We start from the raw sequence: 25,605 nt of genomic DNA, 5'->3' as shown, positions 1-25,605 counted from the left end.
CCGCATCACTCCGCCGCTTGTGACGCAGACGGGCCAAGGCCATCAGGATGTCGGATCTCTGGCGTTGCCGATGCATGCATGGAAACGAAGCACGCCCCGTACGATCGCGGCTGTGTCTACGCCCTCCTTTGACCTGACGCCGGACCACGAAGAGCTGAAGTCCTGGCTGCACGGCTTCGCTGCCGACGTCATCCGTCCTGCTGCCGCGGAGTGGGACGAGAAGGAGGAGTTCCCCTGGCCCGTAGTCGAGGAGGCCGCCAAGGCAGGCATCTACTCGATGGACTTCTTCGCCACGCAGGGCTTCGACCCGACCGGCCTCGGCATCCCGATCTCCATGGAGGAGCTGTGTTGGGGCGATGCCGGTATCGGCCTGGCGATCGTCGGTACGGCGCTGGCGGCCGCCGGCGTGAGCAGCAACGGCACCCAGGAGCAGGTGCTCGAGTGGGTCCCGGAGATGTTCGGCGCACCGGGCGACCTCAAGCTCGGCGCCTTCTGCTCCTCAGAACCTGACGCCGGTAGCGACGTGGGTGCCATGCGCACCCGTGCCCGCTACGACGAGGCCACCGACGAGTGGGTCATCAACGGGACCAAGACGTGGGCGACCAACGGTGGCATCGCCGACGTCCATGTCGTCACCGCCGTCGTCGACCCGGACCTCAAGACTCGCGGTCAGGCCAGCTTCGTCGTGCCTCCGGGCACGAAGGGCCTCTCGCAGGGACAGAAGTTCCACAAGCACGGCATCCGTGCCAGCCACACCGCTGAAGTCGTGCTCGACAACGTGCGGGTGCCGGGCCGCTGCCTGCTCGGCGGCAAGGACAAGCTCGACGCCCGCCTCGCAAGGGCTCGCGAGGGTGCGGGCGCGCGTGGAAACGCGAGCATGGCCACCTTCGAACGCACGCGTCCAGCCGTGGGTGCGATGGCGGTCGGCATCGCCAGGGCCGCCTACGAAGTTGCGCTCGACTACGCCAAGACGCGCGAGCAGTTCGGCAAGGCGATCATCGAGAACCAAGGCGTCGCTTTCATGCTGGCCGACATGGCAGTCTCCATCGATGCCAGTCGTCTGCTGGTGCACCGGGCGGCGTGGATGGCCAGCCAAGGCAAGTCGTTCGACGCGGCCGAGGGTTCCATGTCCAAGCTGATGGCCGCCGAGACCGCGGTCAAGGTGACCGGTCAGGCCATGCAGATCCTCGGCGGCAACGGCTACACGCGGGAGTACCCCGTCGAGCGCTGGGCCCGCGACGCCAAGATCTACACGATCTTCGAGGGCACCTCGGAGATCCAGCGACTGGTCATCGCACGCACGGTCTCGGGCGCCCCGATCCGCTGACGGATGTCTCACAGGGACTAACCCGCAAGGTGGCTCCACGCGCGCGCCAGCTCGCGCCAGGGGCCGACGGCGGCGACCTCGCCGCCGACGAGTACGACGACCCGGTCGGCCTGGGCGAGAGCGGCCGCCTTCGCGGTGGCCCCGATGACCGTCGCGCGCCGCTGACGGAGGGCTGCCCACAGCTCGATCTCGGTGGCGGCGTCCAGGGCACTGGAGACGTCGTCGGCCAGGAGGAGCTCGGCGTCGGCAGCCAGCGCTCGGGCGAGCGCGAGGCGCTGGACCTGGCCTCCGGAGAGCCGGACACCGCGGTGCCCCACAAGAGCGTCCTTGCCGCCGGCCTCGTCGATGTCGCGTGACAGTCGGGCGGCGGAGACCGGGCCGTCGAAGTCGCGCCGGTGACCCAGCAGGACGTTGTCGCGGAAGCTGCCCGACAGGACCCGCGGCATCTGGGCGACGTGGGCGACCTGGGCCGGGCGGAGGAAGGCCTGCGGGTCGGTGACCTCCTGACCGTTCCACCGCAGCGAGCCGGAGTGCTCGATCAGGCCGGCGAGGGCCGAGAGCAGGCTCGACTTGCCGGAGCCGACCTGCCCGACGAGCAGCACCAGCTCGCCCGCCTCCACGGTGAGGTCGACGCCGCTGACGCCGATCGTGCCGTCGTCATGGACCGCCGAGAACCCGCGGAGCTCCAGGCGTTCCAGCGGCACGCGGCGTACGTCCGCGGGGGAGGGGGCGTCACCGCTGACCAGGTCCACCTGCGGTGGAAGGTCCATCAGGTCGGCCCCGCTGGCGAACCGGCTGGTCTCCTTCTGCCACGCCCGCGTCCCCGGCGCCTCGGTCACGACCATCCCGGCGACCCGGCCGAACCAGTCGAAGCCACCGACCGCGTTGGCCACGAGCAGGGCGACCGCGAGGCTCCAGCCGTCGGAGAAGTAGATCGCCCAGGCGGTCACGACCCCGCCCTGCACCATGACCGTCGGCACGCCGTCGAGGAAGGCCTGGACCCGGTGCTCCTTCACCGCCGCGGCGACGCGGCCGGAGTCCACGCGGTGCAGGTGGGCATGGACGTCGGGCACGGCGGCCGCCAGCTTGATCGTCCGCGCGGAGTCCAGCGCCGAGACGAGTGCGCGTCCGAACCCGGCCCGTGCGGTCGACGACGCGGCTGCCGACCGACCGGCGACCGGGCGGCCCAGCGTCGAGGCCAGGGCGGAGGCAGCCAGCACCGCGAGCAGCACGGCGCCGGCCACCCAGGTGCCGGCCAGGAGCGCGGTCAGGCCGGCGATGACCAGGCCGTTGACCACGTCGACCCAGCGGTCGGCGTACCTCGCGTAGCGGTCGGCGTCCATCGAGCGCGCGACGACCTCACCCGGCGGGGTCCGCGCCATGCGGCGCTGGCTGGTCTGGCCGTAGAGCACCGCCATCCGGGCTCGGAGCATCACCTCGATCCACCACCGCGGGTAGCGCCAGAAGGCGTCCGCCAGCATGAGCGGCGCAGCCAGCAGGCTGACCACGACCCCAGCGGTCAGCCACCTGGGGTTGCCGCCCTGTTGCAGCTCCTCGACGACCTGGCCCCACAGCAGGCCGGTGACGGCCCCCTGGGCGCTGACGAGGGAGAACGCGAGGAACAGGAACGCTCCCAGGAGACCCCACGTCGGGCGTACGGCGAGCACGTGCGCGATGCCGCGGGCCAGGGAGGGGCCGGTGCCGACGTCCTCGAGCTCGGGCGCCGGACCCGTACGACGCCGGCCTCCGACCCCGGTGTCGGCGGACTCGGACAGCTCGGCGGCGGCCACGCCCTGGGCGTCGAGGCCAGGCCCCGCCGGCAGCTCGTGACCGTGCTCGGTGCGACTGGCCAGCAGCAGGTCGCGGAACGGGCCGGGCGCCGCAGCGAGCTCGGTGCGGGAGCCCTGCTGGACGATGCGTCCACGCTCGAGCACGGCGACCAGGGGAGCGCGCTCGATGGTGGACAGGCGGTGGGCGACGAGGATGCCGGTCCGGGCCGCGAGCAGCCGGTCGGCCGCTGCCACGACCCGGCGTTCGGTGAGCGGGTCCATGCGTGCGGTGGCCTCGTCGAGGACGACCACCCTGACGTCACGGACGAGCAGGCGCGCGAAGGCGACGAGCTGCTCCTCGCCGGCGGAGAGCGACGTGCCGCCGGGACCGAGCAGAGTGTCGAGGCCCTCGGGCAGGCCGGCGACCCAGTCGTCCAGCCCCAGCTCGACCACGGCCGCCTCGACCGTGCGGCGAGGCACCGACGCGAAGAGCGCGATGTTCTCCGCGAGGGTGCCGGCGAGGATCTCCGTGCGCTGCGTGACCACCCCGACCGAGCGTCGGAGGAGCTGGAGGTCCAGGTCCCGCACGTCGGTCCCGCCGAGGAACACCGACCCTCGAGGCGGCTCCATCGCACGCGAGACGAGCGCGGCCAGCGTCGACTTGCCGGAGCCCGTGCGGCCGACGAGGGCGACGGTCTGGCCGGCCGGGACCTGCAGGTCGATGCCCTGCAACGCGAACGTGCCCTCGGCGTAGGCGAACTGCAGGTCGCGCAGCTCCAGCGCGAGCGGTCCCTCGGGCAGGCGACTCCCGCCAGAGGGCTCCGGCGGGACGGCGAGCAGCTGCCGCAGCCGGATGATGGCGCCGAGGCCGGCCTGCAGGTCGGGCAGGTGGTTGGCCACCATCGCGATCTGGCCGACGAACGTCGAGGTGACCAGGAAGAGCGTCACCAGCTCGGCGACCGAGAGGCTGCCGTTGGACGCGAGGGCGACCCCGGCGACCGCGATGCCCGCCAGCAGCCCGTGGAGCAGCAGGCCCGCGCGTCGGATCAGGCGGCTCTCGATGTCGACGACGGCCTTGAACTTCGCGTGCACGTCGGCAGAGAGCCGCGCGACGCGGCGTACGACGTGGGGCTGGCCCAGGCTCGTGCGGAGGTCGTCGCGGCCGGCGATGCCCTCCTCGAGCACGGCGGCGTGGTCGGTCCACGCCATCTCCTCGACGACCTTGCGGCGCGCGATCTCGCCGAGCAGCGACCGGATGGCGAGCCAGGTGAGACCCGCGAGCAGCGGGAAGAGCACGAACGACGGCCACCAGGTCACACCGGCGACGATCCACATCGGCACGGTGGCGAAGAGCGTGCGGGCCAGCTGCCAGATCTGCCACCGCAGGAGGTTGCCGACCTCGTGCGAGTCGTCGTCGACCCGGTCGAGGATCTCGCCCACGGCCTGCTCGCTCAGTGCGGGCAGAGGCTGGCTCAGCGCCGCGCTCAGCAGGTCCTTGCGCAGCTGTCCCTCTGCGCGGTCCGAGCAGCCGACCCAGGCGACCTTGCCGATCGTGTCCACCACTGCGGCGCCGACGACACAGATCGCGAGCAACCAGACCAGCCTGCGGGTGGGGTCCTCGGCGAGCTTGCCGGCCACCACGGTGCCCATCGTCATCCCGAGCGCCGCCACGGCTGAGGCGACCAGCGCGGCCACTGCCGTCCGGCTCCTCATCCGCGACGCGTCGATCCTGCGCGAGGAGTCGATCGTGGGAGCCGCCGGGCTCAGCTGGTCCGGTGTCGCGGTCTCGGTCGTCGTCGCACTCATCGTCCGACCAAGTTATGCCGGACCGGCGAACGTTCTCTCCTGGTTTTCTCGCTGCCGGAGGTCGCTCCCGTCCTCGAGCTGCGGCGGCCCCAGGTCTACGCGTGCGCGGTCCCGTGGCGTCGGGCGACGGCTGCCGAGGAGCACGCCGGCCACGACCATCCCTGCGCCGGTCGCCTCACCCGCGCTGACCGCCTCGCCGAGCGCCACCCAGGCGACGCTCATCCCGACGACCGGGACCACCATCGAGAACGGCGCGACCACGCCGGAGGGGTGCCGCGCCATCAGCCAGCTCCAGAGCCCCGACCCCACGACGGTGCCGAGGAGCACGGTGTAGGCGAGCCCGAGCAGGGCCGGGAGCATCGCGGGTGCGGTCGGGTCCAGCGAGGACCAGATCCGTGACGGCCCCTCGACGACCAGGGAGAGCGCCAGCATCGGCAGGGGAGGCACGACCGACATCCACAGCGTGAGGTGCAGCGGGTTCGGGGCCTGCGCGCGGGCGTTGGCCACGTTGCCGATCGCCCAGCCGAAGCCGCCGGCGAGGACGAGCAGGAAGGGCAGCAGCGCGGCGCTCTGGCTCTGCTGCCACCCCACCACGGCCAGTCCGAGGCAGGACAGCGCCAGCCCGAGGAGCCGCCGGGCACTGAGGACGTCGCGGAAGAGGACCACGCCCAGCAGCACCGTGAACGGTGCCGAGGACTGCAGCACCAGCGAGGCCAGTCCGGTGGGCATGCCGGCGGCCATGCCCCAGTAGAGGAACAGGAACTGCAGGACCCCGAACCCGAGCCCGTAGGCCACGAGCCAGCGGGTCTCCACCGCCGGTCGAGGCACCAGCACCAGCGTCGGTACGGCGATCAGCGCGAACCGGAGCGTCACCAGGAACATCGGCGGGAACTGCTCGAGCGAGGCATGGATCGCCAGGAAGTTGACGCCCCAGAGGACGGCGACGGCCATGGCGATCAGGCGGTGAGAGGCGGGCACCCGTCCATCGTCCGGAGCCAGTCTGTGAAGCACAAGCGAAAAGTAGTTCATTGACTCTGTAGCCTCGCTTCATGGACGTCCGCCACCTCGAGCTGCTCCGCGACCTCGCGGAGCGTGGCTCGGTCACGGCCGTGGCTCAGGCCACCCACCGCACCCCCTCGGCCGTCTCGCAGCACCTGCGCGCGGCCCAGCGCGACGCCGGCGTACCCCTCGTCCAGCAGGCCGGGCGTGGCCTGCAGCTCACCGACGCCGGTCGGCTCCTGGCAGAGGGCGGCCGCGAGGTCGCGCGGGCGCTGGCCGTCGTACAGGCGCGCTGGGACGAGTTCCGCGGCGAGCCGGCCGGCACCGTCTCGGTGGTCGCCCTCCCGAGTGCGGCGACCTTCCTGCTGCCCGGGGTGATGGCCGACCTCGCCGACACCGCGATCGACCTCACCTGCGTCGACGCCGACGTCGCCGAGTCCGCCTACGGCGCGCTCACGGCCGACCACGACATCGTCATCGCCCACAGCCTGAGCCGCCGAGCACCGGCCGGCGCGGACGGACTCAGCGTCCGGCTCCTCGTGCGCGAACCGCTGGACATCGCGATGCGCCACGGGCATCCCTTGGCCGACTCCGAGAAGGCTCGTCCCGAGGAGCTGGTCGAGCACGAGTGGTACGGCGTCCCGCTCGGCTTCCCCTTCGACAGCGTCCGTGTCGCCGTCGAGGAGTCCACCGGCCGACCGGTCCAGATCGTGCAACGCCTGCGCGACAACCGGCTGATCGAGGCGCTCGTCGCGGCGAGTGACCGGGTCGCGGTGCTCCCGCGCTTCACCACGCCGGGCGAACGTGTCACGCTCCGACCCGTGCAGGGCATCCCCACGGGGCGCTACATCTTCGCGATGTCCCGGCCTGACCGTGCCGAGCGCCTCGCGGTGCGCAGGGTCCTCGACGCCTTCACCTCCGTCGCGTCACGGGTCCAGACCGGGGCGTGACCCCATGGCGGGCGTGGGAACGTGGAGGTGATGAGACGCCAGCAACACGTCACGGCCACCGAGGTGCGGGCGCCGCAGAGCCAGAGGCTCCGCCGGCGCCGGCGGTGGTACTTCGCCCTGATGGGGTCGTGCCTCGTGCTGATCCTGCTCGCGTGGAACGTGGTCCGACTGTGGTCGACGACCGCGGCCCTCGTGATGTCGGCCGTCGCTGCCGTGCTCCCACCGATCGCTGCCATCGTGGCCAACTGGCACGAGGACCACTGAGCGGCGTCCGGCCGGGATCCTGTCGCCGCACTCCCGGGCTCAGTGACCCAGCAGAGCGAGGAACCGCTCGGCGTCGCCCGTGCGAGGCAGGTTGTTGAACATGACGTACGGCGACGGACGCCCGTCGACCAGGTCCCGCAGGCGGCGCAGCTCGTCATCGGTGTGGACGTGCCGCGAGCCAGTGGTCCCGTGCAGCCGGTAGTAGGTCTGCTCGGGCGTCACCGTCTCGGTCTTCATCGGGTCGACGACGTGGACCAGGTCCAGCTCGGTGCAGAGCTCGGTCAGCAGCTGGGTCGACCACTCGCCGCGCGGCTCCCAGAGCAGTCGGCCGGCGGGGGGTCGTACCTGCTGCACGAAGGTGCGCAGACGGTCCACGTTGTCCGCGGTGGGGCGAAAGCCGGCGGGGCACTGGAGCAGCACGGCGGTGGCGCGGAGGATGCGGGCGCACTCGACGGTGCGCTCCCAACCCGCGAGGACCGCCGGGGTCGTCCGGAACGCTCCGACCTGCCCTCGGGCGCTCGTCGGCAGCGGGTTCTTCATGCGCCGGTAGGTCGGGCTGGTGGACTCGTGCGTGACGACCTGCCAGGCCTTGATGGTGAACTCGAAGTCGGCCGGCACCTGGCGTTGCCAGCGCTCGAGGACGGCGTCGGCGGGCGGTTCGTAGAAGGTGTGCTGGATCTCGACGACCGGGAAGCGGCGCACGTAGGACGACTGGGAGATCGTCCAGCCACACAGCCCGACGCGGACGTCCACGTGTGCTCAGCGAAGGGTGTGGGTGAGGACGGTGACGCCGGTGTAGTGGGCGGCGAACGCCACGACGGTGAAGGCGTGGAAGACCTCGTGGAACTCGAACCAGGACGGGATCGGGTTGGGCCGCCGCAGGCCGTAGACGACGCCACCGACCGTGTAGAGCAGGCCGCCGGCGGCGATCAGCGCCACCACCGTCACGCCTCCCCGGGCGAGGAAGTCGCCGAGGAAGAAGACCGAGGCCCAGCCCAGGGCGATGTAGAGCGGGGTGTAGAGCCAGCGCGGTGCCCCGGTCCAGACGACCCGGAAGGTCGCGCCCAGGAGGGCGCCGCCCCACGCGATCGACAGCATGAGGACCTGCCGGGTCCCGTCCAGCAGCAGCAGCGTGAACGGGGTGTAGGTGCCGGCGATGAGCAGGAAGATGCAGGCGTGGTCCAGGCGGGTCAGCAGCCGGTTGGTGCGCAGCCCCCAGCGGCCACGGTGCAGCGTCGCGGAGACGCTGAAGAGGACCAGGGCCGAGGTGGCGAAGACGGCCGAGCCCACGCGCGCCGCCCCGGGCGCAGAGGTCAGGACCAGCACCAGGCCGGCGGCGAGGGTGACCGGGACGATCGCCGCGTGCAGCCAGCCGCGGAGCCGGGGCTTGACCTCCTCGACGAGGGCTTGAGCCAGGTCGGAGGCCTGGTGGGCTCGCTCCTGGACCGAGGCCAGAGGAGCCACGACGGGCACGGCTTCGCTCATCGGTCCCTCCGGTCTGGGTGTCGCTGACGGACGCTGCCCGCGGCCTGGGTCGGCTCCCGTTCATGGTGGGTGCCAGATGCATCACGTTTGCCCTTTTCGGGACGTTCGGAAGCCTCCTGCCGTCCGCTGCCTAGTCCGGTTGCGGCTTTCGGGGGTGCGGAGGTTTGAGCCGGGGTTCCTTGCGTACCCTCGGCCGATGGATGCCGACGCCTACCCGTTGGGGCGCTTCGTCGAGGCGCAGGAGCAGGTCTACGCGCGGGCGCTGGGTAAGTTGCGCGCCGGTCGCAAGACGAGCCACTGGATGTGGTTCGTCTTCCCGCAGGTCGCCGGCCTCGGTCACTCGTCGATGTCGCAGACCTACGCGATCGGCTCGCTCGCGGAGGCACGGGCGTACCTCGACCACCCTGTGCTGGGCCCACGCCTCGTGGAGTGTGCCGAGGCGGTCCTGGAGCACCCCGATCGAACCCCGCGGGAGATCCTCGGATCACCCGACGACGCGAAGCTCAGGTCGTCGATGACGCTGTTCGCACTGGCCGGCTCCGAGCCGGTGTTCCAGCGGGTGCTCGACGCGTTCTTCGACGGTGAGCCCGACCCGAGGACCGTCGCGCTGCTGGAGCGCTGAGCGTCGCCAGTCGCGGCCTTTGCGTCACGTCCGTGCTCGCGCGGCGTTAATGTTCCGGACAATTGGCCGTCTCAGCCCGTGAGCCCCAGCCACGCTCCTGAGGCGACTGGATGCGATCGGGGGATCCATGGGACAGACCGGCCGGCAGATGCGAGCTCGGACGAAGCGAGCGATCGTCAAGAGATCCAGGTCGACCTCTGCCGCACGGAGCTTCAGGGGCCCAGGTCGCACGGCGCGGTTGCGATACGCGTTCGACAGGTCGATGTCCCGAGGCACGCCTGCGCTGGTGGTGTGGCTGGGCGCGGCGACGTTGCTGATGACCATGGTCTTCGCTGTGGTCACCTCGGCCTTCGACCTGCGCCAGGGACAGGGCGACGGCTTCTTCGGGGAGCTCTTCGCCTCGCTCCTGCACGCTCTCGACCCGGGCACGGTCGCCAACGACTCCGGCAACTGGTCGTACCTCCTCACGATGCTCGCCCTGACACTCTGCGGTCTCGTCATCGTCAGCGCGCTGATCGGAGTCATCGCCGCTGGGATCGACGCAAGGCTGGCTGACCTGCGTCGCGGCCGGTCACAGGTCATCGAGTCCGGACACATCGTGATCCTCGGATGGTCGGATGCCGTCTTCACCATCCTCGCCGAGCTGGCGATCGCCAACGAGAGTGTGCGCCGGCCCGTGGTCGTGATCCTGGCGGAGCGGGACAAGGTCGCCATGGAGGAGGAGATCCGATACAGAGTCCCTGACCTCAGGGGAACCCGTGTCGTGTGCCGCACGGGGTCACCGACCGACCTCGGCGACCTGGCCCTGAGCAGCGCGGCTACGGCGCGCTCGGTCGTGGTGCTCTCCTCCGCAGGACCCGACCCTGACAGCGAGGTGATCAAGGTGCTCCTCGCCCTCACCCACAAGAGCGAGAGCGATGCTCCGATCGTCGCCGAGATCGCGGACCCGGACAATCTGGAGACCGCCCGGATGGTCGGCAAGGGCCGCGCCGTCATCGTGGACAAGCGCGGCACCGTGGCCCGGCTGATTGTGCAGACCTCCCGTCAGTCGGGAGCAGCAGCGGTCTACATCGAGCTCTTCGACTTCCATGGTGACGAGATCTACTTCCACGCCGGGCACGGACTCACCGGCCAGCGGTACGGCGACGCGCTCGGTGCCTACGAGGACGTGGCCGTGCTCGGCCTGCTGGCGAGCGACGGCACCGCGCGTCTCAACCCACCTCACGACACCTTGATCGGGGACCAGGCGCTGATCGTCCTGGCCGAGGACGACTCGGTCCTGGCGTCGCCCTCGCCCAGCGCGTCCACGGCCGACGAGTGCCTGATCGCACGCACGGCGCCGCAGTCCGAGGCCCCGGTCACCGCGTTGTTGCTGGGCTGGAACGAGCGAGCCAGGACGATCGTCCGAGAGCTCGACGCCTACGTGGAGCCGGGCTCGACGCTGACGGTGCTGACAGAGTTCGGCGAGCCCGACCTGCCCCAGCTGGCAAACGTGGAACCCACGATCGTGTGCGGCCCGACGGCCTCCCGCAAGGTGCTCGACCGGCACGTCCACGCCGGCCTCGATCACGTCATCGTGCTCTGCTACTCCGAGCACCTCGAGGTGCAGCAAGCGGACGCCCGGACCCTCGTAACCCTCCTGCACGTCCGCGACATCGTCGGCGACGGCCAGGTCCCCGCGGTGGTCAGCGAGCTGCTGGACGACCGCAACCGTCCTCTGGCGGAGGTCGCGCACGTCGACGACGTCATCGTGAGCGACAGGATCCTCAGCCTGATGCTCGCCCAGCTCTCCTCAGACCGTCGACTCGAGCCCGTCTTCCTCGACCTTCTCGATGCAGACGGTGCGGAGATCTACCTGCGGCCGGCGGAGCGTTACGTCGAGACCGGCCGCGAGGTCAACTTCGCCACGATCGTCGAGTCGGCACGCCGTCGTGGGGAGACGGCCTTCGGCTATCGCTCGACGGAGCTGGTCGGGTCAGCGGAGCTGCCTTCCGGTGTGGTGGTGAATCCCTCCAAGTCCGAGACGTTCGCGGTCTCGGCCGACGACCGGGTCTTGGTCCTGGCCACGGACTGAGGCGCTCGACGCCCGTGGCGGTCCGCGGGTGCGGGATGCCGCTACCCGCCGAGGCCCCGCTCGACCAGGTCCACCCCGGCGGCGATGTCGGGGGTGAGGGATCGGTCTGCGCGCTCCTCCATGAGGACGGCGGCCGCGCGGTCGTACAGATCCTCCAAGGGGACGCCGGTCAGCCGGTCGCGACTCATGCGCAGCGCCCGTACGGCGGCGACCAGCTCGCAGGCGAGGACGGTCTGCGCCATCTCGACCAGCCACTCGCACGCCCAGGCCGCCTGGGTCGAGAAGCTCGCGTGCTCCTCGAGGCCCAGCGAGATCGAGAGGTTGCCCGTCGAGACCGGTGAGGTGAGGAGGCGACACCGCGCGAGGGCGTCCTGGGCGACGTACTCCAGGACCATGAGGCCCGAGCTGTCCGGCGGCCCGCTCGCGAGGAAGGCCGGGAGGCCGGTCAGGGACGGGTTGAGCAGGTGCGACAGGCGCGCCGCTGAGAGCGACAGCACCGGATAGCTCGCCTGGCGCAACGCGTCGAGCGTCGCCGACAGGCGCGCGGTCATGAAGCCACCGTGGTGCACGGGGCGGCCGTCGTCGCCGACCATCGGGTTCTCGGTGGGGTCGTTGACCTCGATGAGGACGGACTCGACCAGCGTCGAGAGCGCGTCGACGAACGGAGCGTGCACCTGCGGGATCGTGCGCAGGGCGAGGGGATCCTGGATGCGGGCCTGCTCCCAGTCGGCCCCTTCGAGGTAGGCGAAGATGCGCGCGGCGACCCGCTGCTGGGACGCGTCCGGTCGGCGGGCGTGGACGCGCGGGTCGAACGGCTCGAGCGAGCCCCGGAGCGCCGCGATCGAGAGGGCCGCGACCTTCTCGGCGGCGACCGACAGGTTGACCATCCGGTGGTGCACGAGGGCCGCGCGCGCGAGCGTCATCGCGTTGCTGGAGATGAACGGCAGCGCGTCGGCGTCGTCGACCTGGGCGATGGGCGCCGAGCCGGACCGCCAGGGGCGCTCGCCGAGCAGCGTCAGCGCGAGCTCGGCGAGGGGGACGAGGTCACCGGTGCCGATCGAGCCGGACTGGTGCAGGTCGGGCACGGCGCCGGACGCGATCGCCGCCCCGAGCGACGAGGCGAGCCCGGACGAGACCCCTGAGCGGCCCGAGGTGATCTGGTGCAGGCGGATCGCCATGCCGGCCCGGGCGGTCGCGTCGTCGTACGTCGTGCCGACGCCGCTCGCGTGGCTGCGCCAGAGCCGGAGACCGGGGGACGAGCCGTCGTCCGGGGTGGGCTCGGGTCGGGGGACGTGGCGGAGCGCTCCGACGCCGGTCGTGAGGCCGTAGACCGCACCCGAGCGGCCGGCGTGACGCAGCTGCTCCTCGGCGATCGCGATGCGGGCGACCTTGTCGTCGGTCAGCTCGACCGGCGCGGGCCCGCCCTCGAGCGCCCAGGAGATCAGGTGGTCCCACGACATCCCGCTACCAGGCACCGCGGTTGTCCCCCGCTCGAGCCACGCCTCCGCAACTCTCGGCGCCAGACGGATGCCTGATCATTCGTTGCCTTGCGTTGTGGGTCGAGCCCGTGCGCTCTCGGCGCGGTGCACGAGTGCGGTCACGAGCACGATCACCAGCTCCACGTCACGGACCGGCGCCGATCGTCGCGTCGCAGAGGACAGAGTCAGAATCATCATCGAGAGGTAGGCAGCAGCCAGGAGAGTGCCGAACGCGAGCGCGGTCCGATACGTCCCGTATCCCGTCCAGTGCATGGTCTTGAAGACCTCGGCGGTGAAGAACTGGCCGGCGAAGGCCGCAATCGCAATGACAGCGGCGACGGTGCGTCGCCAGGACGTCTCGCTGTGGCGGTCCCAGTGCAAGCGGTGGAGCTCCGCGATCGCGGCCGCGTCGGTCGAGGTCAGCCCAGGGTGACTCGACATGAATCTTGCTGCCAGGTGCTCGAAGGGCTGCCCCGACTGTAGGGACTCGTAGTTCGGGTCGATGCGCTCCTCCTCCGTAGCCAGTTTCTCGTAGAGCGTGATCAAGCCCTCCGGGCGCGAGTACGGAGAGCGCATGGCCTTGACCTCGTGGAACGCGCCGCCGGCTTTCGCCACCTTGATCACCGACTTGGCCCCGAACCTCGCCGCGAACGTCCCGTAGGCGCGCACCAGCTCGACCAGGTCTTCGTAGTCTGCGGTGACGCTCACAGGAGATGTCTATCCCAGGAGCACTGGTTGCAGCGCACGATCAGGTCACCGGGTAGCTGTCGTGGTCGAGCGCGCGACCGTCGGCAGCACTGCAGGGGCCGGCAGAGTCCGACACCTCGGTCACGCCTCAGAGCGACCGGCTTGTGTGGGGCCGACACAGGCGGATGGACCCTGCCCGCACGGGTACACCGAACGGGTGACCATCACGCCGATCGACCCCTACGTCCGCGTCCGCGGCGCCAGCGAGCACAACCTCCGCAACGTCGACGTCGACCTGCCCCGCGACTCGATGGTCGTCTTCACCGGGGTCTCCGGGTCGGGGAAGTCCTCGCTCGCCTTCGGCACGGTGTACGCCGAGGCGCAGCGCCGCTACTTCGAGTCGGTCGCGCCCTACGCCCGACGGCTGCTGCAGCAGGTCGGCGCACCCCACGTGCAGGAGATCACCGGGCTGCCGCCGGCGGTGGCGCTGCAGCAGCGCAGGGGAGCGGCCACCTCGCGCTCGTCGGTCGGCACGATCACCACGCTGTCCAACCTGCTGCGCATCCTCTACTCGCGCGCCGGTGACTATCCCAGGGGTGCCGACCACCTGGCGGCCGAGGCGTTCTCGCCCAACACCGTCGCCGGCGCCTGTCCGCGCTGCCACGGGCTCGGGGTCGTGCACGACGTCACCGAGGAGCTGCTCGTCCCCGACCCGTCGCTGAGCATCCGCGAGGGCGCGATCGCCGCGTGGCCGGGCGCCTGGCAGGGCGCCAACCTGCGCAGCATCGTGATGGGGCTCGACATCGACGTCGACAAGCCGTGGGAGCGCCTGCGCAAGAAGGACCGCGACTGGCTGCTGTTCACCGACGAGCAGCCGTCGGTCTGGATCGAGCCGGAGGAGGGCCGGGTCGACCACGCCTACTACGGCAAGTTCTGGAGCGCCCGCAAGCACGTCATGCACGTGCTCTCGGACTCCAAGAGCGAGCGGATGCGCGAGCGGGCGCTGAAGTTCGTGGTCGACGCGCCGTGCTCGCAGTGCCACGGCAGCGGGCTGCGGCCCGAGGCCCTCGCGGTCACCTTCGCCGGCCTCTCGATCGCCGAGCTGAACCAGCAGTCGTTCACCCGTCTCATCGAGCTCCTGCGGCCGTTCACCGAGCTGCCCGAGGAGACCAACGAGGTCGCGGTGCGCATCTGCACCGACCTCGTGGCGCGCGTGCAGGTGCTGCTCGACCTGGGCCTGGGCTACCTCTCCCTCGGGCGCAGCTCGACGACGCTCTCGCCCGGCGAGGCGCAGCGGCTGCGCATCGCCACCCAGCTGCGGTCGGGGCTGTTCGGGGTCGTCTACGTCCTCGACGAGCCGTCGGCCGGCCTGCACCCCGCCGATGCCGAGCCGCTGCTCGACGTACTCGATCGACTGAAGGCGGCCGGCAACTCCCTCTTCGTCGTCGAGCACGACATGGATGTCGTACGCCGCGCGGACTGGGTCGTCGACATCGGCCCGGGAGCCGGCGAGGCCGGCGGACACGTGCTCTACAGCGGCCCGGTGGAGGGGCTGGAGGACGTCGCGGGGTCGGTGACCTCCGACCACCTGTTCGGTCGCGCGGAGCCCGTCGTCCACGAGCTTCGCGAGCCGCAGGGCTGGCTCGAGCTGCGCGACGTGACGCGGCACAACCTGCGCGAGCTGTCCGTCGACGTCCCGCTGTGCGTGCTCACCGCCGTCACCGGAGTCTCGGGCTCCGGCAAGTCCAGCCTCGTCAGCGTGCTGTCGGAGGACCCCGAGGCCGTGGACTCCTTCGACCGGCTGGTGCTGGTCGACCAGCGCCCGATCGGACGGACCCCGCGGTCCAACCTCGCGACGTACACCGGGCTGTTCGACGCCGTCCGCAAGGTGTACGCCGCCACCGACGCCGCGCGGAAGCGCAGGTACGGCGCCGGTCGCTTCTCCTTCAACGTCGCGGAGGGGCGGTGCGAGACCTGCGACGGCGAGGGCTTCGTCTCGGTCGAGCTGCTGTTCCTGCCCGGCACCTATGCGCCGTGCCCGACCTGCCACGGCGCGCGCTACAACGACGAGACGCTCGAGATCACCTATCGCGGCAAGAACATCGCCGACGTGCTCGGCCTGTCCGTCGACGAGGCGGCCGAGTTCCTCGCCGACGTGCCCGCGGCGGCGCGGAGCCTGCAGACGCTGCGCGAGGTCGGGCTCGGCTACCTCCGGCTCGGCCAGCCGGCCACCGAGCTCAGCGGTGGGGAGGCGCAGCGGATCAAGCTCGCCACCGAGCTGCAGCGCGCCCACCGGGGGCACGCGCTCTACCTGCTCGACGAGCCCACCTCCGGACTGCACCCGGCCGACACCGCCCTCCTCATGCGCCAGCTGCACCAGCTCGTCGACGCCGGCAACACCGTCGTCCTGGTCGAGCACGACCTCGACGTGGTCGCCGGCGCCGACTGGGTCATCGACCTCGGGCCCGGCGGCGGCGACGCGGGAGGTCAGGTGGTGGCGAGCGGGCCGCCGGCCGAGATCGCCACGGCTGACGGGAGCGTGACGGCGCCGTACCTCGCCCGGCGGCTCGCCCAGGTCTGAGAAGGCCGCTGGGTCTAGCTGGCTCTCACGCGCCTGGTGTCGTAGGCCCACATCGCGATCTCCACGCGGTTGCGGGCGCCGAGCTTGGTCATCAGCGAGGCGACGTGGGTCTTGACCGTGCTCAGGCCGACGAAGAGCTCGGTGGCGATCTCGGCGTTGGTGCGGCCACGCGCCACCAGCGCGAGCACCTCCTCCTCGCGGGCGGTGAGCGGTTCGAGGGGCTGGACCGGCACCGGCGGCGCCTGGTCGGCGAAGGTCGCCAACAGCCGGCGGGTGACGTTGGGGGCGATCAGCGCGTCCCCGTCGGCCGCCGCGTGGATGGCCTGCACGAGGAGGTCCGGCCCGGCGTCCTTCAGCAGGAAGCCGCGGGCGCCGGCGCGCAGGGCGCCGAGGACGTAGTCGTCGAGGTCGAAGGTCGTGATCACCACGACCGCCATCGGGTCCGCCACGTCGGGCCCGGCCAGGCGCCGGGTCACCTCGATGCCGTCGAGCCCGGGCATCCGGATGTCGACGAGGAGGACGTCGGGACGCAACCGGGTGGCCAGGTCGAGCGCTGCGGGCCCGTCCGCGGCCTCCCCGACGACCTCCACGTCGGGTTGCGCGCCCAGGATCATCATCAGCCCGGTGCGGACCAGGTCCTGGTCGTCGGCCACGACGACACGGATGCTCATGCCGGTGCCTGCACCGGCAGGACGACCTCGACCACCCAGCCGCCGTCGGGCCCTGGTCCTGCGGAGAAGGACCCGTCGAGGAGGTGGGCGCGCTCTGCCATGCCCAGCAGGCCGAACCCGGGCTCCGGGGTCGACCCGGACTCGGTCCGCCCGTCGTCGCTGACCCGCAGCCGGACGGCGTCGCCGTCGCGGCGTACGACGATCGCGACGCGGGTCGCGCTCCGTGCGTGGCGCACGGCGTTGGTCAGGGCCTCCTGCGCGAGCCGGTAGACCGCGGCGTCCACGGGTGGTGCCAGCCGGCGCAGCGCACCTTCCAGCAAGACCTCGACAGTGGGCGTCGTGTCGGCGCGCGACAGCGCAGGCAGGTCGGCGACCCCCGGCTGCGGCGCGTAGGCGACGGCTTCCTCCTCACGCAGCACCCGCACCATGGCTCTCATCTCCGCCAGGGTCCGCGACGCCTCGGACTCGATCGCTGCAAGGACCTCGACGGCCTTCTCGGGCTGGAGGCCGGCGACCACGCCACCGGCCTGCGCCTGCACCGCGATGGCCGAGACGTGGTGGGCCACGGTGTCGTGCAGGTCGCGCGCCAGCGCCACCCGCTCCTCGTTGCGGATCTCGCGCTGCTGGCGCTGCCAGAGGCCCGCGCGATAGCGGAACATCGCCGCGAGGGCGACCAGCAGGAGCAGCAGGACGCTCCCTCCGAACGCGTCGGCCCAGCCCGCGGAGGAGGCGTACATCCCCAGCGCGACGACGGCTGCCACGAACGCCGTCCCCACGACGATCTCCCGTCCTGAGCCCCACCGCACGAGCGAGTAGAGCAGCACCAGGACCGCCGTCATGGACAGGAGGCCGAGGTCGCCGGTCTGCGCAGCCAGCTGGAGGGTCGAGAGCAGCCCCGCGACGCCCCACCCGGCCACGGCAGCAAGAAGTGGGCGGCTCCGCCGCCAGAGCAGGGCCGGCACCAGCGCCAGGGCGAGGATCGTCACGAGCGGCCGCCAGGCCAGGTCCGGACGCACGACGCCCTCGATGCAGGCCGCGGTCGCGACCACGCCCACCAGCAGCCAGTCGGGGCGACCGACGGGCGGGGCGCCGGCAGGCCGTGGCTCGTCCCAGAGGGAGCCCGGCACAGTGACCACGGCACCAGCCTAGGGACCAGCACGCCTCGGCGTACCGGCCGAAAGAAGGAGACGCCGGCCGTGCCATCGGCTGAGCCGACCCGGGTCTCCGGGCGGATCCGCAGAACCGCCGGGCGCCGCGATCGTGGACCTACCGATCCTCACCACAGCAACGGAGACCGAGATGCCGACACCTCGACCCATCACCACCCTGGACGACCAGCCGATCCCGGTGCGCGTCAAGCTCGCCGCAGCGTGGACGAGCTTCATGTTCCTCTACGCCTACGTCGACATCCTCAACTTCTACACACCCGGCGTCGTCCAGGACATCCTCGACGGCAGGGTCTTCGAGTTCGACCTCTCCCAGACCTTCTCGACCGCGGCGCTGGCCCTCGTGTCCGTGCCGGCCCTCATGATCGTGCTGTCGGCGACGCTGCCTGCTAAGGCGAACCGCACCACGAACCTCGTCGTCGCCGCGGTCTACGTCCCGGTGACGGCCTTCAACGGGACGGGTGAGTCCTGGCTGCTGTTCTACGGCCTCGGCATCGCGCTCGAGCTGATGCTCCTCGCCCTCATCGTGAGGTGCGCCTGGACCTGGCCGCGCAGTGCACCGGCCACCACGACCTCGGCGACCAGCCCGGACCGTGCCACCGTCCGCGCCCACCAGCAGGCGTGAGCCGCGGGTCCTCCTCTCGGGAGGAGGCCTCGTGCCCCAGTGGGTCGTAGAGCGCGCCGAGGTCCGGGTCGAGGTCGGCGAACACGCCGTCGCGGTTCACCCCGATCCCGATGGTGTGGCAGTTCCCGCAGACGATGGGTCCTCGCCGGAGACCCGGTCGCGGCAGGGCGGTTCGGGACCTCGAGGAGGTCGAGTCCCGGTCCGGTGATCAGGCTGAGGCGAGCCTCTCGGCCAGGGCCCGGTGCCTCTGCGCGATCTCCGGCGGCTCGAGCGGACCGTCCTGCCTGAGCCACTTGTAGAGACGCCTGGGCCACACCACGTGCACGGAGCGCGTTTCGAACGAACCCTCCAGAAGAGGCCAGTCGGCCTCGAGGAAGCACAGGACGCCCCGCACCGGCACCTCGTCGCCGACGATCCCGCGCACCACCTCGACCTGGTGGGTCATGCCGTCGATCAGCTTGGTGCTGTCCCGGCCGCCGACCATCAGCTTCTCCACCCGCGGCCGCAGGATCCCGCCCTCCACCTTGAGCGCCGGGCGCTTTCCCTTGTAGCGCTTCGCGTCGATGACCCAGATGCCTGTGGGCGTCACGGCCAGGTGGTCGATGTTGGCGCGGGTGCGGGGGATCCGCCGGTCGTGCAGCACCTTGAGCCGGTCGCCGGCGAGCTCGTTGAGCCGGGAGCCAAGTGCCTCCTCGCCGAGGGCACCGGTGTCCCACACCCGCGTGGTCCGGCGTTCGTCGCTGAGCGCCAGGATCAGCCCACCGAGCTTGGGATGCCTGCCGCGGACGTCGTCCTCGCGCTTGGTCCTGCGTCGCTCGTACTCCCGCCGCGCGGAGGCCCCGGGCGTGCCGCAGTCGAGCTCGGCCGGTGACGGGTCGGGTGTCGGTTCCTCGAGGGGCGTCGATGGTGGCGCCTCCGCCTCGACAGGCCCGAGCGTGGCTGGCGGGTCATCGTGGGTGAGGCACCGCACGGACCGCGTTACGCGGTCGTAGATCGCCTGCGTGCCAGCCGGCAGCGTGGCCGTGCACTCGCTGCACGTCCCCGCGTAGCGGAGTCGCATGCGCTTCGCGGTCGGGTCGCCGTCCATGGCTGGCACCGTAGGTGCGGCTGAGGCCGGACACAGTCCTCCGAATGGACGCGATCGCACATGAGCCTTGATAGGCAAGTGCTGACTTGCCTATGGTGGGGGCGTGACGGACGTCTTCCGGGCCCTCGACGACGAGACCAGGCGCCTGATCCTCGACGAGCTCGCGGCCCGCGACGGGCAGAGCCTGTTCGAGATCTGCACGACCCTCGCGATGCGCCACGGCGTCGGCTCGTCGCGCCAGGCGATCTCGCAGCACCTCGCGGTGCTCGAGGAGGCAGGCCTCGTGAGGACCCGGCGACAGGGCCGCACCAAGCTTCACCACTTCACCCCCGAGCCGCTCGCGGAGATCGCGCGACGCTGGCCGACCACCCGAGAGGAACCCGCATGAGGATCGAGCTGACGAGCATCTTCGTCGACGACCAGCGAGCCGCGCTCGCCTTCTACACCGAGGTCCTCGGCTTCTCGAAGCGTCACGACATCCCGCTCGGCCCCGACTCGGCCTGGCTCACCGTCGTCTCGCCGGAGCGGCCCGACGGCCCCGAGCTGCTGCTCGAGCCGGCCGGTCACCCGGCGGTCAAGCCCTACCGTGACGCCCTGGTCGAGGACGGCATCCCGCTGGTGCAGTTCGCCGTCGACGACGTCGAGGCCGAGCACGCGCGACTGACCGGCCTCGGCGTCACCTTCACCCAGCCCCCGACCGACATCGGCACCGCGGTCGTGGCGGTCCTCGACGACACCTGCGGCAACCTGGTGCAGCTCCTCGCGATGAAGCCGAGCGAGGGCTGACCGGCCGGCGAGGCGTCAGCGCTCCCACGGCGGCTCGTCGCCGAGCTTGTCGTAGTACTTCGCGAGGTGCTTCTTCACCCGGTCGACGTCGTCCTTCGGCAGGTCGACACCCCCGCGGCCGCCCTGCATGACGTTGCCCGCGGCCATGAGCCCGTGCGGGACGACCTTGAGCCGGTCGTCGACCACGTCGGCGATGAGCAGCTTGTAGGCGGTGAAGTTCTGCGCCTTGTCGCCGTCGTACCAGACGTGGGCCTTGCGGTACTTCTCGTTGGGCTCGTCCTCCGCGCCGGCCCACTTGCGCACGCGCTTCTCCGCGTCGCTGCCGTCCCAGTCGTGGTCGCGGTCGGCCAGTGGGAGGTCCTGGAACTCGGTGACAGCCATCGTTGCTCCTCTCGGGGACCCGGGCGGGTCCCTCGAGGAACCGCTACCCAGAGGGCGGAGCGTGACAAACGGCGGTCACCCGATCGGAGGGAGGTCGCGCCTCACGCGCTCGACGTCGCCACCAGGGGCAGCCGCCCCGTCATCGCAAGCAGGTGCTGGCCCATGGGGGCTCGGACGTCCTCGCCCTGGCCGTAGGACCAGTCGATGTCGGTGGCGACCAGGCGCACCCCGCGCGGTGCCTTCCAGCGCCGGAGCGGGGGTCGCATGGACAGGACCCGGTCCGCGGCCGCCGCCGCGGCGTCGGGCGGGATCGGGTGGTCGACGCCGAGCGGGCGGGCGATGTCCTGGTTGTGGACCAGGACGTCGATGAGGGGCTCGAGCTCGGTGATGAACGCGACCTTCCTGCGCGAGCCGATGAAGCCGCGCAGCGTCGCCACGATCTGCTCGTGGGTGAGGGGGCTGCGCAGCGCGGTGTCGCGCACGAACACGTCGTACCGGAAGCCGGCCTTGAGCATCGGGCCCAGCACGCTGAGCACGGAGCTCTGCGCGAGGCAGAGGTGGGCGCCGACGTCGCGGACCGTCCACCCCTCGCACAGGCTCGGGCGCTCCCAGTCCTCGGCGGGGAGCGGCTCGAGGAGGTCGGCCATCCAGGTGCGCTCGGTGTCGATGTGCCGCCAGACGGTGTCGCTGTCCACGGCGGGCCTCCCTTGCTCGATAGACAGAATATCTGTCTAAAATGGCACCGTGGCCGACCGTCGTCAACGCCTCGAGCTCGGGATCCTGCTCTTCGTCGCCAACCGCGCGCTGGAGGAGCGGGCTTTCGACGCGGTCGTCGCCGCCGGCATCACCGACATCACGCCGGCACAGGCACGTGTCGCTGCGCGCATCGGGCCCGACGGCACCCGCGTCTCCGTGCTGGCCGAGCAGGCGAGGGTCACCAAGCAGACCGCGGCGTTCTCGGTCGAGCAGCTCGAGAAGGCGGGGTACGTCGAGCGCGTGCCCGACCCGAGCGACGGCCGCGCCCGGTTGGTGCGGCTGACCCCGAAGGCGCAGCCGATGATCGACGCCGCCGGCGAGGAGGTGCAGCGGGTGATGGACGAGTGGGCCGACCACGTGGGGGAGGAGCGTCTGGACCAGCTGCACACGACCCTGGCCGACCTCCGCGAGCTCACCGACCCTTGGTGGAGGAGCTGACGACATGAGACTCGAGCTGACGACCACGGCCTCACCGGAGCAGGTGCTGAGCGCGCTGACCGACTTCTCCGACCGTCGCCCACAGATCTGGCACCGCACGCTGGATCCCAGGACCTACGAGCTGCGCGAGCAGGGCGACACCTGGGCCGTGGCCAAGGAGAGCACCGCCGGGTCGCCGTTCTGGGTCGTCGAGCGCTACGACTGGTCCGACCCGGGCGTGGTGCGGTGGACCGATGTCGAGACCAGCTGGGGCGGCCTCGGCTCGGGTGAGGTGCGCATCCTCCCCGACGGGGCCGGCAGCCGCCTCCAGGCTGCCTGGAGCAACGGCGAGGCGGCGGGCTTGCGCGACAAGGTCCTGCTCTGGCTGCTCCACCGCGGGCCGATGCACCGCGTCATCTCGAGGATGTGGCGCAGGACGCTGGACGAGTACGCCGCAAGCGCCGGCTGAGGTCAGGACGTGGTGCGGAAGCGCGCCAGGTAGTCGTCCCAGTCCCACGTCCGCAGGAAGTCCGTCGCCGCCGCTCGGCCGTTGGCATAGAGCTTGTCGGCGTCCGCGCGGCTGAGCCCGAAGTCGACCGGGCTCACGCCCTCGGTGTCGGCCCGGATCGTGCGCGCGCTCACCCAGGGCTTGGCCAGCTGGGCCTGGTCGTGCCCGACGATCGCGGTCATCGTCACCTGCGCGGCCAGCGCCACCGGTCCGTGCTTGACCAGCCCGAGCACCGGCACGAGCTTGTCGGCGTCCATCGGCAGGTCGGGGATGAGCTTGACGCCGAAGGTCGGCCAGCGCGGCGTACGCCCGTCGGTGCGGTCGAACAGGTCGATCGGGAAGTTCGACAGCACCCCGCCGTCGACCAGCGTCGACACGGTCCCGTCAGCGGCGGTGATCGTGGTCGGCTCGTAGAAGAACGGGATCGACATCGACGCACGCACGGCATCGGCGACCCTCTGGGTCGACGGGTCGAGACCGTAGGTGACGCCGTAGTCCCACGGGAAGCGCACCAGCTCGCCGCGGGAGACGTCGGTCGCCGTGACGACCAGCTTGTACTGCTGCTCGGGGGGCAGCGACGTGTGCGGGTCGTCGATCGCGAGGTCGCCGAAGGTCTCCACGGCGCACTCGTCGAGGAGCACGTTGCCCACCCACTCCCGGACCGCGTCGCCCTCGTAGACGCCGTTGTCGAGCAGCAGCGAGAGCAGGGGACCGCCGACGGGCACGTGGTCGAGCAGCGACCGGTCGGTGAAGCGCCGGTAGTCCAGCGACTGCATGATCTCGGTCATCCGCGCGGCCGGCATCCCGGCCGCGGTGAACGCCCCGACGATCGAGCCGGCCGACGTGCCGGCGACCCGCGCGAAGCCGTAGCCCGACTCCTCCAGCACCGACAGCGCGCCCACGTGCGCGACCCCGAGGACGCCACCGCCCTCGAGCACGAGGTCGGCGGTCAGGGGCCGGTCGGGGAGGGCGCTCATGTCGTTCGAGGGTGCCAGACTCGCGGTCGTGCGAGTGGAGCGGATCGGGTTCACGCCGGTGAAGGGCGGGCGCCACGTCGCCCACGAGTCGGTCGTGCTGGACGCGAGCGGCCCCGTCGGGGACCGGGCCTTCTGCCTGGTCGACCGGGCGCGAGGACGGGTCCTGCGGACGGTCGAGAACCCAAGCCTCGTGCGCACCGTCGCCCACTGGCACGGCGGTGTGCTGTCGGTCCGGCTGCCGTTCGGCATCGCGGAGGGCGCCCCGATCGGGAGCGGTGACGTGGTCGAGGTCGACTACTGGGGACGGGTCGCTCGGCTCGAGGTCGTCGACGGGCCGTGGGCGGCGGCGTACTCCCGCTTCCTGGGGTACGCCGTCGTGCTCGCGCGGGTCGCGCCCGGCGCGGTGGTGTACGCCGGCCCGGTGAGCCTGGTGACCACCGAAGCCCTGCGCTGGTTGGGGAGACGCGCCGGGACCGAGGTGGCGGCCGAGCGGTTCCGGTCGACCTTCGTGGTCGACTCCGGGGCTGGGGAGCGACGCACCGAGGACCAGTGGGTCGGCCGGCGGGTCGGGATCGGCGAGGCCGAGGTCGAGGTGACCGCGACGATCCCACGCTGCGCGGTCGTCGATCTCGACCCGCTGACCGGTGTCCGGGACCGCGCGCTGCTCAAGGCGATCGGCGGCCCCGACCTGCCCTTCGGCGTCGACGCGGTCGTCACCCGTCCGGGTCGGGTGCGGGTCGGTGACAGGGTGCTCCCATGACCGCTCCCCGGCTGGTGACCGACCGCCTCGTGCTGCGCCCCTGGCGCCCGGACGGCGACGCCGACGTCGCCGCGGCGTACGACCTCTACCGCCGCGAGGAGGTCGTGCGCTTCCTCGGAGCCACACCGCAGGTGGACGCGAGCCCGGAAGTGACTCGTGACCGGCTCGTGCGCTACGTCCAGAGGTCCGCGGAGGAGCCGGACGGCCTTGGTGTGCTGGCGATCGAGGCCGATGGTCGTGCGATCGGCACCGCGCTGCTCACGCGTCTCCCGGACGGCGACGGGGTGCAGACCGACGACGTGGAGGTCGGCTGGCACCTGCACCCCGACCACTGGGGCCACGGCTACGCGACCGAGGCCGCGAGAGCCCTGCTGGAGCACGGCTTCGCCACTCTCGGCCTCGCGGAGATCCACGCCGTGGCGTACGCCGACAACCACCCGTCGCTCGCGGTCATGCAGCGGATCGGCATGACCCGGCAGGGCAGCACGGACCGGTGGTACGGCGTGACGATGGACTGGTGGCGAGCCGCGCGACCGTGAGGGTCAGCCGTGCGCCCGCTCGGCGAGCGGCTGCCACTTGTTCCAGCTCTTGAGGCGCGACTCGTAGTCGGCGGCCGCGATGCCCAGCGGCGCCTTGCCGAAGAACACCCGCAGCGGCGGCTCCTCGGCGTCGACGATCTCGAGGATGGGCCCGCGGGTCGCGTGCGGGTCGCCGGGGTCGCGACGGGTGGGACGCTTGCTGGCGGCCTCGCGCACGTCGGCGTACTCCTCCATCTCCTCGCTGTGCGTCGCCGATGGGCCCGACCAGTCGGTCGAGAAGCCACCCGGCTCGACCAGCGTGACGTGGATGCCGAAGCCCTTGACCTCCTGTGCCAGTGACTGGCTCAGGCCCTCGAGCGCCCACTTCGACGCGTGGTAGGCGCCGACGCTCGGGAACGCGCTGATCCCGCCGATGCTGGACACCTGGACGATGTGGCCCGAGCCCTGCGCGCGCATGATCGGCAGCGCCGCCTGGGTCACCCACAGCGCCCCGAACAGGTTGGTCTCGAGCTGGGCGCGGACCTCCTCCTCGGTCAGCTCCTCGACCATCCCGAAGTGGCCGTAGCCGGCGTTGTTGACCACCACGTCGAGCCGCCCGAAGTGCTCGGCCGCCTGCTGCACGGCGGCCCGCCCCGCAGCACGGTCCGTCACGTCCAGCTGCAGCGGGAGCACCGCGTCGCCGTACGCCTCGACGAGGGGGTCGAGCGTCTCGGGCCTGCGGGCCGTCGCAGCGACCTTGTCGCCCCGCTCCAGGGCCGCCTCCGACCACTCGCGACCGAAGCCCCTGGACGCACCGGTGATGAACCAGACCTTGCTCATGCGATCTCCTCCGGGGACTGACGAGTGACGAACAGAACGCCTCCTCGAGCCTACGGAGGGGCGCGCAACCC

At 71.5% G+C, this 25,605-nt stretch carries 26 protein-coding genes; 13 read left to right on the top strand and 13 right to left on the bottom strand.

From position 1 onward, the window contains the following. The first annotated feature begins 19 nt into the window (after window positions 1-19). A complete protein-coding gene (locus J2S63_RS04685; protein WP_310299271.1) occupies window positions 20-1,327 on the top strand; it encodes an acyl-CoA dehydrogenase family protein in 1,308 nt (435 codons plus the stop codon). Window positions 1,328-1,344: 17 nt separating this feature from the next. Here the strand turns inward: J2S63_RS04685 and J2S63_RS04680 are convergent, their stop codons facing one another. Both J2S63_RS04680 and J2S63_RS04675 read right to left on the bottom strand, forming a co-directional pair. Further along, the gene (locus J2S63_RS04680) at window positions 1,345-4,902 is read right to left on the bottom strand and encodes an ATP-binding cassette domain-containing protein (protein ID WP_310299268.1); all 3,558 of its coding nucleotides are present in this window, start codon (window positions 4,900-4,902) and stop codon (window positions 1,345-1,347) included. A gap of 12 nt (window positions 4,903-4,914) precedes the next feature. Then, window positions 4,915-5,880, bottom strand: a complete 966-nt coding sequence (locus tag J2S63_RS04675) for an EamA family transporter (RefSeq protein ID WP_310299266.1) — start codon at window positions 5,878-5,880, stop codon at window positions 4,915-4,917. 71 nt (window positions 5,881-5,951) lie between these two features. On the opposite strand from J2S63_RS04675, the gene J2S63_RS04670 reads away from it, so the two are divergent. Next, window positions 5,952-6,851, top strand: a complete 900-nt coding sequence (locus J2S63_RS04670) for a LysR family transcriptional regulator (RefSeq protein WP_310299263.1) — start codon at window positions 5,952-5,954, stop codon at window positions 6,849-6,851. Window positions 6,852-6,881: 30 nt separating this feature from the next. Continuing rightward, window positions 6,882-7,115, top strand: a complete 234-nt coding sequence (locus tag J2S63_RS04665) for a DUF3099 domain-containing protein (RefSeq protein WP_310299260.1) — start codon at window positions 6,882-6,884, stop codon at window positions 7,113-7,115. Window positions 7,116-7,154: 39 nt separating this feature from the next. Here the strand turns inward: J2S63_RS04665 and J2S63_RS04660 are convergent, their stop codons facing one another. Then, window positions 7,155-7,868: a DUF72 domain-containing protein gene (locus J2S63_RS04660; RefSeq protein ID WP_310299254.1), complete on the bottom strand. Its 714-nt coding sequence runs from the start codon at window positions 7,866-7,868 to the stop codon at window positions 7,155-7,157. A 6-nt stretch (window positions 7,869-7,874) separates the two neighbouring features. Then, a complete protein-coding gene (trhA, locus tag J2S63_RS04655; protein WP_310299251.1) occupies window positions 7,875-8,600 on the bottom strand; it encodes a PAQR family membrane homeostasis protein TrhA in 726 nt (241 codons plus the stop codon). A 196-nt stretch (window positions 8,601-8,796) separates the two neighbouring features. Between trhA and J2S63_RS04650 the strand changes: the two genes are divergently transcribed. Both J2S63_RS04650 and J2S63_RS04645 read left to right on the top strand, forming a co-directional pair. Beyond that, window positions 8,797-9,222 carry a DUF1810 domain-containing protein gene (locus J2S63_RS04650; protein ID WP_310299248.1) on the top strand — a complete coding sequence of 142 codons (426 nt, stop codon included), beginning with the start codon at window positions 8,797-8,799 and terminating at the stop codon, window positions 9,220-9,222. Between the two features lie 262 nt (window positions 9,223-9,484). Next, the gene (locus J2S63_RS04645) at window positions 9,485-11,296 is read left to right on the top strand and encodes a CASTOR/POLLUX-related putative ion channel (RefSeq protein WP_310299245.1); all 1,812 of its coding nucleotides are present in this window, start codon (window positions 9,485-9,487) and stop codon (window positions 11,294-11,296) included. A 41-nt stretch (window positions 11,297-11,337) separates the two neighbouring features. Here J2S63_RS04645 and J2S63_RS04640 read toward each other — a convergent pair whose 3' ends face one another. Then, entirely contained in the window at window positions 11,338-12,756 is a 1,419-nt protein-coding gene (locus J2S63_RS04640) for an aromatic amino acid lyase (protein ID WP_310299242.1), read from the bottom strand. A gap of 75 nt (window positions 12,757-12,831) precedes the next feature. Continuing rightward, on the bottom strand, window positions 12,832-13,482 hold the full coding sequence (locus J2S63_RS04635; protein WP_310299239.1) for a hypothetical protein: 651 nt from the start codon (window positions 13,480-13,482) through the stop codon (window positions 12,832-12,834). Window positions 13,483-13,678: 196 nt separating this feature from the next. Between J2S63_RS04635 and J2S63_RS04630 the strand changes: the two genes are divergently transcribed. Then, the gene (locus J2S63_RS04630; protein WP_310299237.1) at window positions 13,679-16,042 is read left to right on the top strand and encodes an ATP-binding cassette domain-containing protein; all 2,364 of its coding nucleotides are present in this window, start codon (window positions 13,679-13,681) and stop codon (window positions 16,040-16,042) included. A gap of 14 nt (window positions 16,043-16,056) precedes the next feature. Here J2S63_RS04630 and J2S63_RS04625 read toward each other — a convergent pair whose 3' ends face one another. Beyond that, window positions 16,057-16,713 (bottom strand): response regulator, encoded by a 657-nt coding sequence (locus J2S63_RS04625; RefSeq protein ID WP_310299234.1) that lies wholly within the window; start codon window positions 16,711-16,713, stop codon window positions 16,057-16,059. Beyond that, the gene (locus J2S63_RS04620) at window positions 16,710-17,849 is read right to left on the bottom strand and encodes a sensor histidine kinase (RefSeq protein WP_310299232.1); all 1,140 of its coding nucleotides are present in this window, start codon (window positions 17,847-17,849) and stop codon (window positions 16,710-16,712) included. Before J2S63_RS04620 ends, J2S63_RS04625 begins: the two co-directional genes overlap by 4 nt. Before the next feature lie 163 nt (window positions 17,850-18,012). Between J2S63_RS04620 and J2S63_RS04615 the strand changes: the two genes are divergently transcribed. Next, window positions 18,013-18,504 carry a DUF6326 family protein gene (locus J2S63_RS04615; protein ID WP_310299230.1) on the top strand — a complete coding sequence of 164 codons (492 nt, stop codon included), beginning with the start codon at window positions 18,013-18,015 and terminating at the stop codon, window positions 18,502-18,504. Window positions 18,505-18,712: 208 nt separating this feature from the next. On the opposite strand, the gene J2S63_RS04610 is transcribed toward J2S63_RS04615, so the two are convergent. Continuing rightward, window positions 18,713-19,591 carry a nuclease-related domain-containing protein gene (locus J2S63_RS04610; RefSeq protein ID WP_310299227.1) on the bottom strand — a complete coding sequence of 293 codons (879 nt, stop codon included), beginning with the start codon at window positions 19,589-19,591 and terminating at the stop codon, window positions 18,713-18,715. 103 nt (window positions 19,592-19,694) lie between these two features. Here J2S63_RS04610 and J2S63_RS04605 point away from each other — a divergent pair, with 103 nt between their 5' ends. Together J2S63_RS04605 and J2S63_RS04600 are read left to right on the top strand one after the other, a co-directional pair. Further along, a complete protein-coding gene (locus J2S63_RS04605) occupies window positions 19,695-19,979 on the top strand; it encodes an ArsR/SmtB family transcription factor (protein WP_310299224.1) in 285 nt (94 codons plus the stop codon). Continuing rightward, window positions 19,976-20,377, top strand: a complete 402-nt coding sequence (locus J2S63_RS04600; protein WP_310299221.1) for a VOC family protein — start codon at window positions 19,976-19,978, stop codon at window positions 20,375-20,377. Before J2S63_RS04605 ends, J2S63_RS04600 begins: the two co-directional genes overlap by 4 nt. 15 nt (window positions 20,378-20,392) lie before the next feature. Here J2S63_RS04600 and J2S63_RS04595 read toward each other — a convergent pair whose 3' ends face one another. Both J2S63_RS04595 and J2S63_RS04590 read right to left on the bottom strand, forming a co-directional pair. Then, on the bottom strand, window positions 20,393-20,758 hold the full coding sequence (locus J2S63_RS04595; RefSeq protein WP_310299218.1) for a hypothetical protein: 366 nt from the start codon (window positions 20,756-20,758) through the stop codon (window positions 20,393-20,395). A gap of 101 nt (window positions 20,759-20,859) precedes the next feature. Next, complete coding sequence (locus J2S63_RS04590; RefSeq protein WP_310299215.1) at window positions 20,860-21,453, bottom strand: maleylpyruvate isomerase family mycothiol-dependent enzyme; 594 nt, start codon at window positions 21,451-21,453, stop codon at window positions 20,860-20,862. 49 nt (window positions 21,454-21,502) lie between these two features. On the opposite strand from J2S63_RS04590, the gene J2S63_RS04585 reads away from it, so the two are divergent. Both J2S63_RS04585 and J2S63_RS04580 read left to right on the top strand, forming a co-directional pair. Beyond that, window positions 21,503-21,952, top strand: coding sequence for a MarR family winged helix-turn-helix transcriptional regulator (locus tag J2S63_RS04585; protein WP_310299211.1), 450 nt, complete (start codon window positions 21,503-21,505; stop codon window positions 21,950-21,952). A 4-nt stretch (window positions 21,953-21,956) separates the two neighbouring features. Beyond that, window positions 21,957-22,400, top strand: coding sequence for an SRPBCC family protein (locus tag J2S63_RS04580; RefSeq protein WP_310299208.1), 444 nt, complete (start codon window positions 21,957-21,959; stop codon window positions 22,398-22,400). 2 nt (window positions 22,401-22,402) lie between these two features. Here J2S63_RS04580 and J2S63_RS04575 read toward each other — a convergent pair whose 3' ends face one another. Next, on the bottom strand, window positions 22,403-23,416 hold the full coding sequence (locus J2S63_RS04575) for a patatin-like phospholipase family protein (RefSeq protein ID WP_310299206.1): 1,014 nt from the start codon (window positions 23,414-23,416) through the stop codon (window positions 22,403-22,405). 28 nt (window positions 23,417-23,444) lie between these two features. Here J2S63_RS04575 and J2S63_RS04570 point away from each other — a divergent pair, with 28 nt between their 5' ends. Further along, window positions 23,445-24,176, top strand: coding sequence for an MOSC domain-containing protein (locus J2S63_RS04570; protein ID WP_310299204.1), 732 nt, complete (start codon window positions 23,445-23,447; stop codon window positions 24,174-24,176). After that, window positions 24,173-24,715 (top strand): GNAT family N-acetyltransferase, encoded by a 543-nt coding sequence (locus J2S63_RS04565; protein WP_310299202.1) that lies wholly within the window; start codon window positions 24,173-24,175, stop codon window positions 24,713-24,715. The genes J2S63_RS04570 and J2S63_RS04565 overlap by 4 nt, the downstream gene beginning before the upstream one ends. A gap of 3 nt (window positions 24,716-24,718) precedes the next feature. On the opposite strand, the gene J2S63_RS04560 is transcribed toward J2S63_RS04565, so the two are convergent. Continuing rightward, window positions 24,719-25,534: an SDR family oxidoreductase gene (locus J2S63_RS04560; RefSeq protein ID WP_310299199.1), complete on the bottom strand. Its 816-nt coding sequence runs from the start codon at window positions 25,532-25,534 to the stop codon at window positions 24,719-24,721. Between the last annotated feature and the right edge of the window lie 71 nt (window positions 25,535-25,605).

Origin of the sequence: Nocardioides marmoribigeumensis (genome assembly GCF_031458325.1) — a bacterium.
GTDB lineage: Bacteria > Actinomycetota > Actinomycetes > Propionibacteriales > Nocardioidaceae > Marmoricola_A > Marmoricola_A marmoribigeumensis.
The sequence above is the reverse complement of the archived record's forward strand: the minus strand, read 5'-3'. Positions and strand labels throughout refer to the sequence as shown.